Genomic DNA, 14,778 nt, shown 5'->3' with positions numbered 1-14,778 from the left:
CGGAGCGCAGGCAGCACCGCAAGCGCCCCGCGCGCACGCCGCGCGTGCGTGCGCGCGCCGGCGTGGTGCCGCGCCGCCGCCATTGCCTTGATCGTTGCCTTCGATTACCGACCTCACTCACCTGTTACGCCGAAAGCCATGCAAGACTATTCGATATTCAACGCGGGCCACGTGGTGCTGCAGTCCGGCATCACGTTCAGGGACACGCAACTCGCCTACAAGACCTACGGCCGGCTCGACGCCGCGAAGTCGAACGTGATCCTGTACATGACGTCGTTCTCCGCGCATCACTACGACGTCGACTGGCTGATCGGCCCCGGCAAGGCGCTCGATACCGAGCGCTATTTTGTGATCGTGCCGAATCTGTTCGGCAATGGGCTGTCGTCGTCGCCGAGCAATGCGGTCGAGCCGTTCAACGGCACGCGCTGGCCAAACTTCACGATTGCCGACAACGTCGCGGTGCAGCGCCGGCTGCTCGCCGAACTCGGCATCGATACGCTGCAGCTCGCGTGCGGCTGGTCGATGGGCGGCATCCAGGCGTATCACTGGGCCGCGCTCTATCCGGCGATGGTGAAGCGGCTCGCCGTGCTATGCGGCGCGGCGAAGACGTCGCCGCACAACCTCGTGTTCCTCGAAGGCGTTCGCGCGACGCTGACCGCCGATGCCGCTTTCCAGAACGGCACCTTCGTCGCGCGCCCCGAACGGGGACTGCGCGCGATGGGCCGCAGCTATGCGGCGATGGCGATGTCGCAGACGTTCTATCGTGAGGAGCTGTGGCGCCGCGCCGGTTTTTCTTCGCTGGAAGACTATCTGGTGATGAGCTGGGAGGCCAACTTCCTGCGCCGCGATGCGAACAATCTGCTCGCGCACCTGTGGACCTGGCAGCACGCGAACATCGCCGCCAACGACATCTATCGCGGCGACTTCCACGCCGCGTTGCAGGCGATCACCGCCAACGCGCTGATCATGCCGAGCGAGACCGATCTGTATTTTCAGGTGGAAGACAACCGTCTCGAAGTCGAGCAGATGCGCAATGCGCGGCTGCTGCCGATTCCTTCGGTATGGGGCCATCGCGCGGGCCTGCCGACCGCCAACGTCGAGGATGCTGCGTTCATTACCGAGGCGTTCACGCAGTTGCTTGCGCAATAAACGAAGCGCCGCTCAGCGGCTTGCGGGCAGCGCACTTTGCCGGGTGTGCTCTATAAACGCGCGCCCCGGCTTCAGGCGCACCGATACATGCGCGAGCTTCGCACGGTCGACGCTGACGCGGAGACCGCCGCCGCTTCCTCGTAGCTCAAGCCTTCCACTTCCGCCAGCAGCAGCGATGCGCGCTCGGGCGGCGCCAGCCGTAGACCGCATGACGCTCGAATGTCGCGTCTCCCGGCAAACCGGACGTCCGGTCATGTGCGCGTTGCTGCACGCTGCTCCGGATACCAAGCCGTAAACTTTACCGCTGCGATAAGTGCCACTACTGTGGCGATGACTCCCGTCGAATGTGGCAGCGCCGGCACGTAAGCCATCGCGATATCCGCGAGGACGAGCGCTGCGAACGCGACGGCCCACGCCGCGCTGATCACATAGTTGATATGCACGAAGTCCGTGCTGCCCCAATGCTCGCGGCCGACCGTCTCGCGGGCGTACTGGAGTGTGAACGGCTGCCGCAAAGCGATAGACGCCAGCACGATCAGCATCAGTCCGGCATCGACGCGTAGTCGCACCGCAGCGATCGACCATCGCACATCGTTCGTGAGCGCATAGACCGTAAGTGCACCAAACAGCAAGACCGTGCCGATCTCCAGCAGCTTGATGTGGCGGCCAGGCGTCGCGACGTCGCGTACCAGAAGCGCGGCGGCTACGATCGCGCCGGCTGTAAGTCCCGCCGGCACGCTGACGAGGCGCTCGATCACCACGAACGCGATAAATGGAGCAAACGCCAGAAGAAGAGTCATCTCGAACTCCAAAGTGCCCGGTCATTCATGCGCGGCGAGAGTCTTGAGGACTATTGCGCTTCCGGAGCGGGATATTGCTCGACATATTCTTCATCGTCGCAGCCGTAGTATGTAACGGTACGATTAACCAGATCGACGTCGTAGCGGACGACACCCGCGCGCCACGACGCGTCCAGAAATTCTGGAAATGAACTCTCTCCTGCCTGATCGATGCGCAGCGCTTTCACGAGTGCTTGCGGGTCGAAAGGTGGCACGTCAGCGGCGCCGGACACTAGCGGCGCGCCCTGCACGACGACGGGGCCATCTTCAGTCAGATACAGGCTCTCGCATGCAGGCAAGAACCAGACATTCCGCCTCACCCCTGCACGCCGAAGGGTGTCAGCGAGGTACGGAAACCCGCCCACTTTCGGCCGGCCGGACATGGCCCGCTGCTGCGCGGCCTTCAGATTGTCGAGCGCCTTGCTCATTGATATCCTCATTACGAACAAAGGGTGCAGTGGGAACGCGTGGCGGGTGCCCTGCCTCAGTCCACGGGTATGTCGTGCATTTGATGAGTATCGGCCAGCTTCTGCAGTAACGTTCGCAGCGTAGCTCGTTCGGTAGCATCCAGAGCACCGAAATAACGCTCATCGTTGCCGTCGGCAATTGTTGTTAGTTCGGGCAAAACACGTTTGCCCTGTCGCGTCACCGCCAGTAGCTGAACGCGGTTGTCTTCTTGACTCGTCGTGCGCGAAATCCATCCCTTGAACTGCAATTTGTCGAGCACTTTTGAAACGGCCCCGCGAGTCATGCCCATTGCGTCGGCGAGACCAGCTGGACTCAAGGCCGTCCCGCTCCCGAGTTGATTCAGTGCGACCCATTCAGCGACCGACACACCTTGCTCCTGCAACGCGCGAGAGAACGTGCCGGAAATGCGGTTAGAAACGAGTCTTATCCAGTAGCCCAAATGCGCTTCGAGAGCGGGCGCCGGCTGCATCGAAGTCGCATCGTCCACGACGACCCCTTTATGTAATTTCCATGGAAACCATTATGATTTCCGTGGAAACATTTGTCAAGCGCTCAGGGTGAATGCGGCCGACCTTTGATCGGGTCTCACCGCGATGACCCATGTCTGGGCCACGGCAGCGAGCGGACCTTCCCCGAATGTGCCGCGACGGGCGGCAATGAGTCGAGCGCGGCCACTGACGTTGCAAGCAGGAAAAGCACTCGCATAACTACTTCGTTGAAGGCTAGGACTCGACAGGTCGGTAGCATGCGAACTGTCGCTTCAAATCCTAGCTGAAACAACGGGACTGCAAGTAAGCATTCGCGATGCAATTTCGAATTGAATGACATGGCGCATCAATTGACGTTTCGCGATCGCGTTTATGCGGCACATCCTGCATATCGCTGCAACCGGGCCACGCTCGACCACGATCAGAGTGCCTGCACCTGCACCGGCACACCCGGCTTGCCGGACACCTGCGGGGCGATTACCAGAAAACGCCGCCTGCCGCTCTCGTCGTCAGGCGCGACCACCTGTCGGATCTGTCCAAGTGCGTTGACGATCGCTGAGCCGGCCGGATTCGTCATGAACGTCGTGAGCGGCTCAATGTTGCCGCTACCGTCCGGACGATCTGCAAGAGCCAGCACATACGGCGATTTCGGCGCTAGCCCGGTGACCGATGCCTGCAGCACCTGCAGCAACCCCTGATCGAATAGCGCGACGCTGGTCGGCGCACTCGCTGCGCTGCCCGACGCGTCGACCGCTTTCAAGGTCAGATGCGCTGTCTGCCCTGCGACACCCAGTTGCTGCAGATTTTGCATACCGTCGCCGCTTGCGCCGGCCGGCACCGCATCGGGCACGTACGTGACCGCTTGCGGCGCCTGGCCGATCGGCACGGTTGCCACGACCTTGTTCGTCAACGTATCGATCGCGGTCAATGCGTCCGCATTTTCGAGGCCGACATACACGCGCGTCCCGTCGCCTGACGGCCAGATGCCGTGTGGCAGCTTGCCGACCGGAATTGTCGCGATCTGCGCGAAGTCGCTGGTGCGAAACACCTTCACCTGATTCAGTCCACCAACGGTCACATAAGCGAACGTGCCGTTCGCATTGTGTACGATATTCACGTGGTTCGTGATCGGCCCCGTGTCAAGCGTCGCCAGCACGTTAAATGGCGGATGCGCGTCGAACACCTGTGTCTTGCCGGTGTCCTTCAACGTGAACCAAACCTGTTTGCCGTCCGGCGTCGCCGCGATATTCGGGCAGAACGGGCTTGCCTGCGAAACCTTGCCGACAATCTTGTGGTCCGCAACCGATACCACGTCGGTCTCCGGATTGAACGACGAGCAGATATAGCCATACTTGCCGTCCGGCGAGAAGATTTGCATGCCCGGCCCGGCCGGCACGATGATGCGAGTCTTCTCTTCATACGTCCTGGCGTCGAGCACTGCGATATAGTTTTCGCCGCGCACGGTCACCCATACTTCGTTTCCGTCCGGTGTAAAGAACGCCTCGTGCGGTGCGCGGCCGACATACGTGATGTGTTTGACCGCATTGGTCGCGGTGTCGATGAACGCAACCGAGTTCGAGCCGATTGACACCACCGCGATGGTCTTGTGGTCCGGCGAGAAACCCATCCCGTGCACGAGCACCTGGCCGCGATAGAGTGGGCTGAAGTTGCCCGGCGTCGGATCGCCGAGACGAATCACGCCGAGTAGCCGGTTATCGGCCGGATCGGTCACGGACACCGTATTAGAGAACTGTTCGGCGGCGTACACCCGGTCGTGATGGCTCACCGCAATGTCCGGTGCGCTCGACGAAGCAGGCGCCTGTCCGGCGCACGCGATACGTGCGGCTGCCGTCAGTGCGAGCATTAGCGCGCCGGCGTGGAGTCGTGTGGCTTTCATCTGAATTCCTTCGTGTTGTTGATCGGCATTGACATGTTCATATGCATTGTCGGCGCAGACGATGTGGCGGGCGGCCTCGCAGCCGACGCGCCAGCGGATGATGCCGGCGCTGCGGGCGCAGCCGGGGTCTCCTGGTCGGGTGCGGCTACAGGCGGCGGTAACGGTAGACCCAGCGCGATACGCATCGCGAGAATCTCCTGCTGCTGTTCGACAATGATTTCCTGCGCGATGCGGCGCAACTGTTCGTTATGCCCATAGCGCAACTCCGCCTGAGCCATCTCGATCGCCCCTTGGTGATGCGGCGCCATCATCGCGACGAAATCCTGATCGATATTGCCGGAAGGCTGGATGGCCATGTCATCCATCATCCTTGTCATGGCCGCATCGTTCTCCGCGAGGAAAGGCTGCTCGGCGGCCAGAGCATGCTTGCTCTGCGATTGAGCCGTCCCCTCGTGGTCGGCGGCGCCGGCGGCATACGCGGCCGTCGGTGGTCCGGACAATGCGAAAGCCAGCGACAGCAGCACGGCGCCGTGGCGCGCGTGATTTGGGCCGCTCATCGTATGGTCTCCTAGTGTGTTGAACGGTATGACGTGTCGTCATAGCGGTTAACCCACTGGCAAACTGATTATTCCGCTGTGGCCCCCAAAGAATTTTTTCTCGCGTACCCGACGACATTCAAGCGTTGTTGCCTGCGCCCTGGCTAACAAGCTTGCGCGAACCGCGTGTTCAATAGCGCAGACGAGCAGCCAACGTCCGTGATCGGATCGTCAGGAGTCGTTCGGCAGCTCTGCGGTTTGGGGAGCTCAGTTGTTGGGTCCGCTGGCAACCGGCCATTCGAGTCGCGCACCATCGTTGCTTTTTCTTCCGCTGTTTATATCCGTTCAATCCGCCGCTCCCCACAAAACCCGGATGAAAAGGGACAAAAAGGTAAGCCGGCGCGTCGCGCAGAATGCCATGCCTCGGGCGGCCGCGCAGCGGTATGCCGGCGCGTGAAAGTCCAGCAAATCGAAGGCGAGGCCGTACTCACTTGCCGGGCAGATCGCGGCGAGGCATAACCCGAAGGCATGGGACGCATCGAAAGTAGGTATTTTTCGCCTCTTCCTTACCCGGCTAATCTTTCACTCAACGAATCGCACTTGACAGGCCGCTGTGGCCAGCACCGCGAAACGTCTCCGGCAACGCTCAGGAACCTCTGCGGTTTGCCTTGTTGATGAATAGATGTCGAATTAAATAAGGATATCGAAATGCGTATCTATCCCTCAATCACGATTGGCGCTTTGCTGGTTCTCGCGGCGACCGGCTTTGTCTCCACTGCTTCCGCTCAGGGCCTCAGCCGTGCCGAAGTACGCCAGCAACTCATAGACGCGGAAAACAACGGCTCACGTCTCGTGACCGAGACGTCCTATCCCGACATCGGTCTTATCTACTCGCATCAGGCCAGGTCCACGACCGCGCGGCCAGACGGCATCGGTGGCACACCTGCCGGCACTTCGCAAACCAGCAAGCCGGAGAAGGCCAGTCACAACGCGCACCCCGACGACTGCGTCGGCCCGGTGAGCTTCTGCAACATCTATTTCGGCGGCTAACCCCCTCTGAATCTTTGTGGATCTCTTGACAACCCATGACCCGAAGGAGTCGACATCATGAAAACGCTCACATTCGCTTCCATTGCCGTTGCTGCGCTCTTCAGCCCTGTTTTGTGTTTCGCGCAAACCGCCGCTCCGCTCACGCGCGCCGAGGTTAGAGCCGATCTGATTCGCCTTGAGCAGGCCGGCTACAACCCGGCATCGGCAGACGATGTCTATTACCCCGCGAATATTCAGGCAGCCGAAGCGAAAGTCGCGGCTGAGCAGGCGCGGCAGACGTCGAATGACGCAGTCGGCGGCACGGCTGGCAACGGCACGTCGGATGCCGGGAAGCGAGCCGCCGCGCCCCGTGATTCGTCCTCGTCATGTGTGGGTCCCGCGAGCTTCTGCGATATCTACTACGGCGAGTGAGACATCGTGACAGCTATGTATGTCCACCGGGACGGGTATGCCATGGCGTGGCTGCGGCACCTGTCCGGTGCCGTCAGGGCACGATGTGACGTCCCGTGCTTCTAGCGGCTGCGAGGTCAAACCATGAACGTGCTGTCAGGCCGCCGCATCCTGCATCACCCAGCAGTGATCGGCATTGCGATCTATCTGGCCGAGGTGCTGACACGCACCGACAACAGCGTGGCCGGCGCGCTACTCGTGATAGCTGCGATGCTGGTTTCGCGATTCGCCATCGGGGTGCGTCGCCTGTTCGAGAGCGGCATCGTCTCATCCGCGTGCGGGAACGTCGTTGCTCGCGCGCCAGCTCGTGGATCACGCGGTGATCATGCGCGAGCCGGGATCGGGTACGCGAGCGGCTGTCGAGGAAGCCTATGCGCAGGCCGGGTCGCGCATCGAACCTTTGATGTCGGTCAGCGATACCGAAGCAATCAAACGCATGCTGCTTGCCCGGCATGCGCTCGCGTATCTGTCGGTACTCAGCGTGAAGGACGAGATACGACGCGCAGAGCTGACGACGATCGCTGTCGACGACCTGCGCATCGAACGACCGCTGCACATGGTCTGGATGAAGGGCCGGTCTTTATCGCCGAGCAGTCAGGCGATGTTCAGTCTCGTCGTGCGAAGCGATTAGCCCTGCACGGAATAGCAGGCGACTTCTCGTGTTAGCACAGGCAGCCTTACAACCACTTTGCGAGAGAGGCAGTCATGAGTAGCAAACTGGACAATGTCGCAGGAAGTCGCCGCTCGTTTCCCGGTAACGCGCGTGCAACGAACGTTAACACATGGCATAGACAGGAGGGACGGTGAAGCGTCGGCTTTTTCTATGCTCTGCACTTGCGATGAAGTCTCCGTTTGACTTGGCGCTCGCGAATGTCCGGCATGCAGTGCATGCCGGACAGCTTCGTCAACTGACAGTCGAGGGTCATGGCGATAACCGCGCCGTCTACATGCGAGACGGAAGTCGGATCGTCTACGCGTCAATGCATACCGGCAAATCGCAGATCTGGACCATTCCGGCGGATGGTCGCGTACCTACGCGCCTGCATCGGAGCGATGCAAACGACTTCGGGCGCGTCGCGCTCAACGCTGACGGATCGCGTATGAGCTTCAGTTCGGATCGCGACGGCAAGAACGCGATCTTTGTGCTAGATGCTAAAGGTACGCAGGCGTTGCGCGTGTCGGATCCCGACTGGTGGAGTTTCGGGCCGACGTGGTCGTCGCGTAATTCGATCGCATACTTCTCGAGAAAGGGAGGAAACGGGCTCAACATTTGGACCGTGTCGCCGGACGGATCAAACGAACGTCAGGTGACTAACGGCGCGGGCGAAAGCCGTCAACCATGGTGGTCGCCGGATGGAACTCGAATGGCCTACTCGGCCAACGCGGGAACAAAGACCTTCAATATCTGGACGTGCGGACCAGACGGTCAACACGCAGTTCCGATCACTAGCCATGGAGATTGGCAGCAGCCTTTCTGGAGTCCGGATCTACGACGGATTGCTGTTTCAGCGAAGAACCCGGGCGCTAACTTCCAGATCATGACGATGAATATCGACGGTGGCGATGTGCGCCTCATACGCCAGCCGGAAGGGGCCAATAACGTCCACCCGGCATGGTCTCCGGATGGTAGGAGCATCGTATTCACATCCGGCACCGGGGCGTCCAGTTCCCTCTGGCAGTTTTCGTTTGCTTAGAGGTCGTCGCTGTTCGCCGACAGGCTGTTCGGCAAACTGCCGCCCGTGTGACCGCCGACGATCAAGGCTTCGTTCCTGTCGTGCAGCGAGCCAGCACATCGGTGCGTGGTTCTCTCTGTTGGCCGGGTCGCGCGTCGAACTGCGCGACACCTTCATGAACAGTCAGAGTCACCATTGGTCAGGTTTCTTCATCAATTACCTCCCGAGGAAAGCATGAATGACGAAAAGTTTGCTGTAGTTACGGGTGTGTCAACTGGCATTGGCTATCAAACCACACGGTTGCTGATTGAGCGCGGCTTTCACGTTTTTGGCACCGTTCGCAAGCGGGCCGATGCGGAGCGTCTCGTGTTGGAGTTCGGTGTGCGCTTTACGCCCCTGGAGCTTGACATCAGGGATGAGAGTGCACTCCGGGAAGCGGCCAGCACGGTTCGTGCAGCACTCCATGGCGCACGGCTGACAGCACTTGTCAATAACGCTGGGATAGCGTCGGGCGCTCCTTTATTGCTGCAGCCGATTGAAGAAATCAAAGATATGTTCGATGTCAACGTGATTGGCACGATTGCAGCGATACAGGCGTTCGCACCATTGCTGGGTGCCGACGCATCGCTAGTCGGCGCCCCCGGTCGCATCGTGAACATCAGCTCGATCGGCGGCCGCGTCGGCTTTCCGTACATGGGAGGCTATGCGGGTACAAAATTCGCGATTGAGGGGTTCTCGGAAAGCTTGCGTAGAGAATTGCGTCTGTTTGGTATTGATGTCGTCGTCATTGCTCCCCATTCGACAAACACCCCGATGCTCGAGAAGGCGGAGCGGCAAGGAGCGCTTGGCGCGTATGCCGAAACGCCATATCGGCAGACCGGCGAGAGGGTGCTACAGTTCGCCGTGAGCGACGCCAAGAAAGGACTACACCCGGGACATGTGGCAAACATAGTGTATGAAGCGATCACATCGTCGGCGCCCCGTGCACGATATAGCGTCGCGCCCAAACCGTTTGAGGCTTGGCTGCTCTCATCGCTCCTGCCGACCCGCTGGGTCGATCGATTGTTATGGAAGCAGTTCGGATTTGAGAGACTGACCGATGGCCGAGCAAGCACCGCACAGTCTCCCGAGTAGCGTTGTATGCGCCGGATAGCCACACAGGGTGATATCGGAACTCAACGGCGAGGCGATCAGCCGCGTCGCTATGCGCTGCTGGACAAGAACGACATGAATCGTGAGCAACCAGACTTCGATCGTTGACGTCTACCAGCGGCCAGGACTTCATCTGCGTGCTCGCACAGATCGTCTATGTCGGAGACCCGTACCATGAGCCACTCCAGCGTCCCGGCACGATCAGCTACGAGCGCGCCCGCGCGCACTGAACGCTTCCATGTAGTCTCGGTCCGCAGCAGGCAGCCGATCAAGCCACTCGGCTTCCTTTCCGGGTTCCGGCAAGATATGTCCGTATTCGGCCATCTGGGTCGCTGGCAGTTCATCAATGTAAACCCAGACATCGCGGGTCGGCATCGATACAGCCATCGCAACATCGCGGACGATTCGTTCCGTCAGCCTGCGCTTCACATCGGGCGCACGTCCAAGCCGGTTCAGGCCATGCACGAAGATGCTGTCGGATGTTGAACGTACCCCTCCATGGAATACGTCGCCCGCTTCATGCTCCTGGAAGCGAATCTGTGCGAGAAAGCTATTTGTGCCGGTGAGGTCGCGGTGAGCGTCGGTAATGGCACGCGCAACCACCTCCTTCACGCCGGGTGACAGTCGATCGACTGCGGCATAGACAATATAGACAGGCATAGGCTTCTCCGCGTTGTGCGGTCTCGTCGAGACGCTCCTCGTATTCTATGCGCTGGATCGACAGAAACTGGGCCACGAGGACTCAACAGTCTCTTACCTGACCGCGTAACAATCTCGTCTCCGGTTGAGACGAAAACGCGTTTACAGGGCGATTTGCCTGTGTCCTGGACCATTCCCACCTCGGTCGCTCCCGGTTCATGCTTTCGATCTTCGCTAAGTGAGATCGCTGGCGGAAGCCGCGACGCCGATCACGCTCGTGACTCGGTGGGAATAAGGTTATCCAAATCGCCCCTTCGTATCGCCTGAATGGAGCGCCCCCATCCTTTAGTCTGTACACAGCGGGCCGGTAAATTCAGATGTTCCAAACGGGCAAGAAATTTTGGCCTCTCCGGCGTGTCTTCCAGTATGCCGGGAACATTCGATTCTTATTCCGTAAGGAATCCGATGCAGGGCTGGCGCATTTTTATCACGCGTGCCTATCGTATGCATTCGCGCTACGTCTCCGGATGTGATATCAGCATCGCTGTCCGTTCTTGGGCCCGGCGAATTTATTCCGCCTCATAGAGGTCCATTCCGAGGCGTATTGAGAGGCTATCTCGTGTTAACCATGCCCATGCATAGCGACGGCACTCCGGCCGCTTTCCTAACAGTGGACGGCAGTGAATCATGCCTTCGCGATGGAGAATTCCATTTGTGGGACGACACGTTCGAGCATTCAGTTGAATGAAAGCGACAAGCATCGAGTCGTGTTGCTGCCAGACATCAAGCGGCCGGGTATGCCCTTCGACCTCGCGGCACTATCGAGCGTCTTCACGTAGGGCATACGCATTTCCATCTCGACGTCGGAGTGGGCAGGCAGACCGGGTGTTATCTCTAACACTCGGAAGCAATTTGACGGGGCGGCAAGCCGCAATTTTAGTGGTACGACGGGCGAGCCGCATTTCAAATAGTCACATCTTTAAGATTGGAAAGGAGATGCATGATGTGTGGTATTGCGGGCTGGGTGGATTTCGAACGCGATCTGGGCGCGCAGAAGTCGGTCGTTGAAGCAATGACGCGCACGATGGCCTTGCGCGGACCTGACGCGCAGGGCGTCTGGATCGACCGCCATGCGGCACTGGGTCACCGCAGGCTATCGGTCATCGACATCGAGGGCGGCGCACAACCCATGTATGCGGCGGAAGACGGTAAAACGATTGCATGCCTGACCTACAGCGGTGAGGTCTACAACTTCGTCGAACTTCGCAATGAGCTGGTGAAGCGGGGCCATTGCTTCGGGACGCGAAGCGATACCGAGGTCGTGCTGCGCAGCTACCTTGAATGGGGTGAATCGTTCGTTGATCATCTGGTCGGTATTTACGCGTTCGCGATCTGGGACGCGCGTAAAGAACAGTTGTTGCTGGTACGCGACCGTGTGGGCGTGAAGCCGCTGTTCTATCAGCCGTTCGGCTGCGGCGTGCTGTTTGGTTCCGAGCCTAAAGCAATTCTGGCTCACCCGGACGTCGCCCCCCGGGTGGGGATGGATGGACTGCGGCAGGCAATGAGCGTGTTCCGCATGCCGGGAGAAGCGATATACGAGGGCATGCGTGAAGTGAAGCCTGGGCATGTGCTGCGTGTCTCGCGCGATGGTCTCACGCAACGATGCTACTGGAAGCTCGAGGGCCGTGAGCATACCGATTCGCTGGAGGTCACGATCGAAACAATTCGTGGACATCTGGACCGCATCATGCGTCAGCAAACCGTTGCCGATGTGCCGATTTGCAGCCTGCTTTCGGGCGGCCTCGATTCGTCGCTTGTCACAGCGATGGCCGACCGGATCATTCGGGAACGCAGCGGCAATCCGGTGCATTCTTATTCTGTGGACTTCGCGGATTTCGGCAAGGAGTTCGTCAAGGACCCAATACGCGACACGGCCGATACGCCGTTCGTTCGCGAGTTCGTCAAACAGGTGAAGACCCGGCACAAGGAAGTGTTGTTGAACAATCGCGAGCTCGCGGGTGTGCAGGTGCGGCGCGCGGTTGTCGATGCGCTCGACTCGGCATGGTTCGCTTGGGGCGATATGTTCCCATCGCTCTATCTGCTCTTCCAGGCCGTACGCGAGAATTCGACAGTCGCCTTGTCGGGCGAGGCAGCCGACGAAGTGTTCGGTGGGTATAAATGGTTCCATACGCCCGAAAGCGTCAATCTGAACACGTTCCCCTGGATGAACATTGCGCCATTCAAACTCGACACGCTGTTGTCGCCTGACCTCGCCAAGGATCTTCGCCTGAAGGAATATGAGGCTGACTGTTATGCCCAGGCGCTCGCGGCGGTACCGCATATCGGCCAGAGCGGCATGGAGAAGCGGATGCGCGAGATTTGCCACCTCCATCTCGTCAACTGGCTACCAATCCTGCTGGACCGGAAGGACAGAATGAGCATGGCTGCAGGTCTCGAAGTGCGCGTGCCATTCTGTGACCACGAACTGATGCAGTACGTGTTCAACACGCCGTGGAGCATGAAGACGTTCGATGGACGGGAGAAGAGTCTGTTGCGCGCAGCAGCGGCCGATGTCGTACCTGAAGCGATTCTCAAACGTGTGAAAAGCCCGTATCCGGCGACCCAAGACCCCGCGTATGAGCAAGCGTTGCGTGATGGCATAAGCAACGTAATCTCGAAGCCCTCGCCACGCACGACGCGGACGTTCAATGTAGACGCGATCCGAAAATTGATTGGCCAACCGCTGCGCGACGTCAGCATCGGCCACGACCGATGGGACATCGACCATGCGCTGGCGATGTCGGACTGGCTCGAAAGGTACAACGTCGAATTGGTATGACGCGTGACGGCGTTTTGTTACCACAGCGAGGGATACGTTCGTCATCCTCTGCGATCAAAACGCCGAACATGGCGACGGCATGAGACCCGTTAGCGACGGACAAGACGAATACTTGTGTCGGTTCGGAACATCGACGTTCACCATTGAGAATCGCGACAAAAACGGCCCGAAGTCGGATAGGTTTGGCGTAGCACGACGTGGATCGCTCCGTCAACGATTCAGTGCGAGAGGCGCTACGACGCCTTGAGGCCGAAAAGCTCGTCGTCAATATTCCACGCAATAGCCCTGCAGTTGCATTTATCCCTCGCAACGAGGCAGAGGAGATGTATGCGCTGCAGGAGTTGCTGGAAGGCTTTGCTGCGCGAGCTTCGCACGACGAAGCGGCGGCGGTCTCGGCGTCAGCGTCGACGTCTCGCCGCTCAAGATGGCCTAGTGCTTGGCGCGATTTTTGGCCCTTCTGACTGAGTCATCGAATCGGTATCGTGTAAACCATGCAACGTGGAGAACCCGCATGGACACGACAATCGATTTCCGGCATCTCGATTCACCCGAAGAATGGACCCGCGCCTTTCCGATCATGAAGGAACTGCGCCCGCATTTGACGGACGCCGCTGCTTTCGGCACGCGCATGCGGGCGCAGTTCGAAGAGCGCTACCGCCTGCTCGCCGCCTGCGATGCGAACGGCGTGATTCTCGGTCTGGCCGGCTATCGCGTGCAAACGAATACGCTGTACGGCCGCTTCCTTTATGTCGATGACCTTGTCGTCACCGCGCGGCTGCAACGCAGCGGCATCGGCGCGCGCTTGATCGAGGAGATGCGCGACATTGCCCGACGCTCGGACTGCGCGCAGCTTGTGCTCGATACCGGCCTGCACATGGCGCTCGCGCAGCGTTTTTACTTCCGCAACGGTCTGCTCGCGCGAGGCATGCGTTTCGTCGAGCCGCTGCAGGCCGCTCACGAGGAGGCCGCGCGATGAATGTGCTGTTCATCAACGCGAGCCCCCACAGTAAGGCGAGCCACGGCTACCGGCTGGCCCTGGAGATGATCCGTTCGCTGGAGAGGCGTGCGCACGTGAAGATCACCGAGCGCGACCTCGCCGCAGAGCCACTGCCGCCGCTCACGGGCGACTACGCGCGAGCAATTACGTCGCGCGAGCCAGATATGCGCCACTTCGACGTCTCCGAGAAGCTCATACGCGAGATCGAGACGACCGACGTGCTCATCGTCAACACGCCGATGCACAACTTTACGGTGCCCGCCGCGCTCAAGCTGTGGATCGATTACGTGCTGCGCATTCATCGCACCTTCGCGTCCACGCCGGAAGGCAAACTCGGGCTCATGCGCGACCGGCCAGCCTTCGTGATCGTCGGCTCGGGCGGTCATCATACCGGCGAGCATGCGTTGCAACAGGATTTCCTTACGCCCTATCTGCGCTATGCGTTGGATTGCATCGGCGTGAAGAGCGTGCACTTCCTGCTGCTGCAAGGTCTCGTGCGCGGCGGCGAAGCCGTGACCAAAGCAGTGAAGGCCGCACGCGACGAACTCGCGCAACACACCCTGTTTGCGTCCGATAACGGCGCCTTTGTTCGGTAGCTTGC

15 protein-coding genes and 1 pseudogene are annotated in these 14,778 nt (G+C 59.9%); 10 read left to right on the top strand and 6 right to left on the bottom strand.

The genetic code is table 11. The features are described 5' to 3' along the window. Positions 1-138 precede the first annotated feature (138 nt). The gene (locus tag BTO02_RS05100) at positions 139-1,149 is read left to right on the top strand and encodes an alpha/beta fold hydrolase (RefSeq protein ID WP_075156114.1); all 1,011 of its coding nucleotides are present in this window, start codon (positions 139-141) and stop codon (positions 1,147-1,149) included. Between the two features lie 251 nt (positions 1,150-1,400). On the opposite strand, the gene BTO02_RS05095 is transcribed toward BTO02_RS05100, so the two are convergent. From BTO02_RS05095 to BTO02_RS05075, 5 genes are all read right to left on the bottom strand, one after another. Then, positions 1,401-1,961 carry a hypothetical protein gene (locus BTO02_RS05095; RefSeq protein ID WP_232243451.1) on the bottom strand — a complete coding sequence of 187 codons (561 nt, stop codon included), beginning with the start codon at positions 1,959-1,961 and terminating at the stop codon, positions 1,401-1,403. A 38-nt stretch (positions 1,962-1,999) separates the two neighbouring features. Continuing rightward, the gene (locus BTO02_RS05090) at positions 2,000-2,416 is read right to left on the bottom strand and encodes a DUF1398 domain-containing protein (protein ID WP_075156112.1); all 417 of its coding nucleotides are present in this window, start codon (positions 2,414-2,416) and stop codon (positions 2,000-2,002) included. Between the two features lie 56 nt (positions 2,417-2,472). Further along, complete coding sequence (locus BTO02_RS05085; protein WP_232243450.1) at positions 2,473-2,943, bottom strand: MarR family winged helix-turn-helix transcriptional regulator; 471 nt, start codon at positions 2,941-2,943, stop codon at positions 2,473-2,475. 422 nt (positions 2,944-3,365) lie between these two features. Then, a complete protein-coding gene (locus tag BTO02_RS05080) occupies positions 3,366-4,841 on the bottom strand; it encodes a YncE family protein (RefSeq protein WP_075156110.1) in 1,476 nt (491 codons plus the stop codon). Further along, complete coding sequence (locus BTO02_RS05075; RefSeq protein WP_075156109.1) at positions 4,838-5,398, bottom strand: DUF305 domain-containing protein; 561 nt, start codon at positions 5,396-5,398, stop codon at positions 4,838-4,840. The genes BTO02_RS05080 and BTO02_RS05075 overlap by 4 nt, the downstream gene beginning before the upstream one ends. A 687-nt stretch (positions 5,399-6,085) precedes the next feature. Between BTO02_RS05075 and BTO02_RS05070 the strand changes: the two genes are divergently transcribed. From BTO02_RS05070 to BTO02_RS05050, 5 genes are all read left to right on the top strand, one after another. Next, complete coding sequence (locus tag BTO02_RS05070; RefSeq protein ID WP_075156108.1) at positions 6,086-6,427, top strand: DUF4148 domain-containing protein; 342 nt, start codon at positions 6,086-6,088, stop codon at positions 6,425-6,427. Positions 6,428-6,481: 54 nt separating this feature from the next. Beyond that, positions 6,482-6,838 (top strand): DUF4148 domain-containing protein, encoded by a 357-nt coding sequence (locus tag BTO02_RS05065; protein WP_442953454.1) that lies wholly within the window; start codon positions 6,482-6,484, stop codon positions 6,836-6,838. Positions 6,839-7,082: 244 nt separating this feature from the next. Continuing rightward, positions 7,083-7,508, top strand: a complete 426-nt coding sequence (locus BTO02_RS05060) for a LysR substrate-binding domain-containing protein (RefSeq protein ID WP_083614985.1) — start codon at positions 7,083-7,085, stop codon at positions 7,506-7,508. A gap of 208 nt (positions 7,509-7,716) precedes the next feature. Then, positions 7,717-8,571: a TolB family protein gene (locus BTO02_RS05055; RefSeq protein WP_075156105.1), complete on the top strand. Its 855-nt coding sequence runs from the start codon at positions 7,717-7,719 to the stop codon at positions 8,569-8,571. A 213-nt stretch (positions 8,572-8,784) separates the two neighbouring features. Next, complete coding sequence (locus BTO02_RS05050) at positions 8,785-9,684, top strand: SDR family oxidoreductase (protein WP_075156104.1); 900 nt, start codon at positions 8,785-8,787, stop codon at positions 9,682-9,684. A 219-nt stretch (positions 9,685-9,903) separates the two neighbouring features. Here BTO02_RS05050 and BTO02_RS05045 read toward each other — a convergent pair whose 3' ends face one another. Continuing rightward, positions 9,904-10,362: a tautomerase family protein gene (locus BTO02_RS05045; RefSeq protein ID WP_075156103.1), complete on the bottom strand. Its 459-nt coding sequence runs from the start codon at positions 10,360-10,362 to the stop codon at positions 9,904-9,906. 463 nt (positions 10,363-10,825) lie between these two features. On the opposite strand from BTO02_RS05045, the pseudogene BTO02_RS33790 reads away from it, so the two are divergent. The 4 genes and pseudogenes from BTO02_RS33790 to BTO02_RS05025 all read left to right on the top strand — a co-directional run. Continuing rightward, positions 10,826-11,180 (top strand): annotated as a pseudogene (locus BTO02_RS33790) (aspartyl/asparaginyl beta-hydroxylase domain-containing protein); the annotation flags it as partial. Positions 11,181-11,341: 161 nt separating this feature from the next. Next, positions 11,342-13,180, top strand: coding sequence for an asparagine synthase (glutamine-hydrolyzing) (gene asnB / locus BTO02_RS05035; protein WP_232243449.1), 1,839 nt, complete (start codon positions 11,342-11,344; stop codon positions 13,178-13,180). 511 nt (positions 13,181-13,691) lie between these two features. Then, positions 13,692-14,156, top strand: coding sequence for a GNAT family N-acetyltransferase (locus BTO02_RS05030; RefSeq protein WP_075156101.1), 465 nt, complete (start codon positions 13,692-13,694; stop codon positions 14,154-14,156). Continuing rightward, positions 14,153-14,773 (top strand): FMN-dependent NADH-azoreductase, encoded by a 621-nt coding sequence (locus BTO02_RS05025; RefSeq protein WP_075156100.1) that lies wholly within the window; start codon positions 14,153-14,155, stop codon positions 14,771-14,773. Before BTO02_RS05030 ends, BTO02_RS05025 begins: the two co-directional genes overlap by 4 nt. The last annotated feature ends 5 nt before the right edge of the window (positions 14,774-14,778 follow it).

The organism is Paraburkholderia sp. SOS3 (assembly GCF_001922345.1).
Classification (GTDB): domain Bacteria; phylum Pseudomonadota; class Gammaproteobacteria; order Burkholderiales; family Burkholderiaceae; genus Paraburkholderia.
Note: the sequence above shows the minus strand (reverse complement) of the source record. Positions and strands in the feature narration are given on the sequence as shown.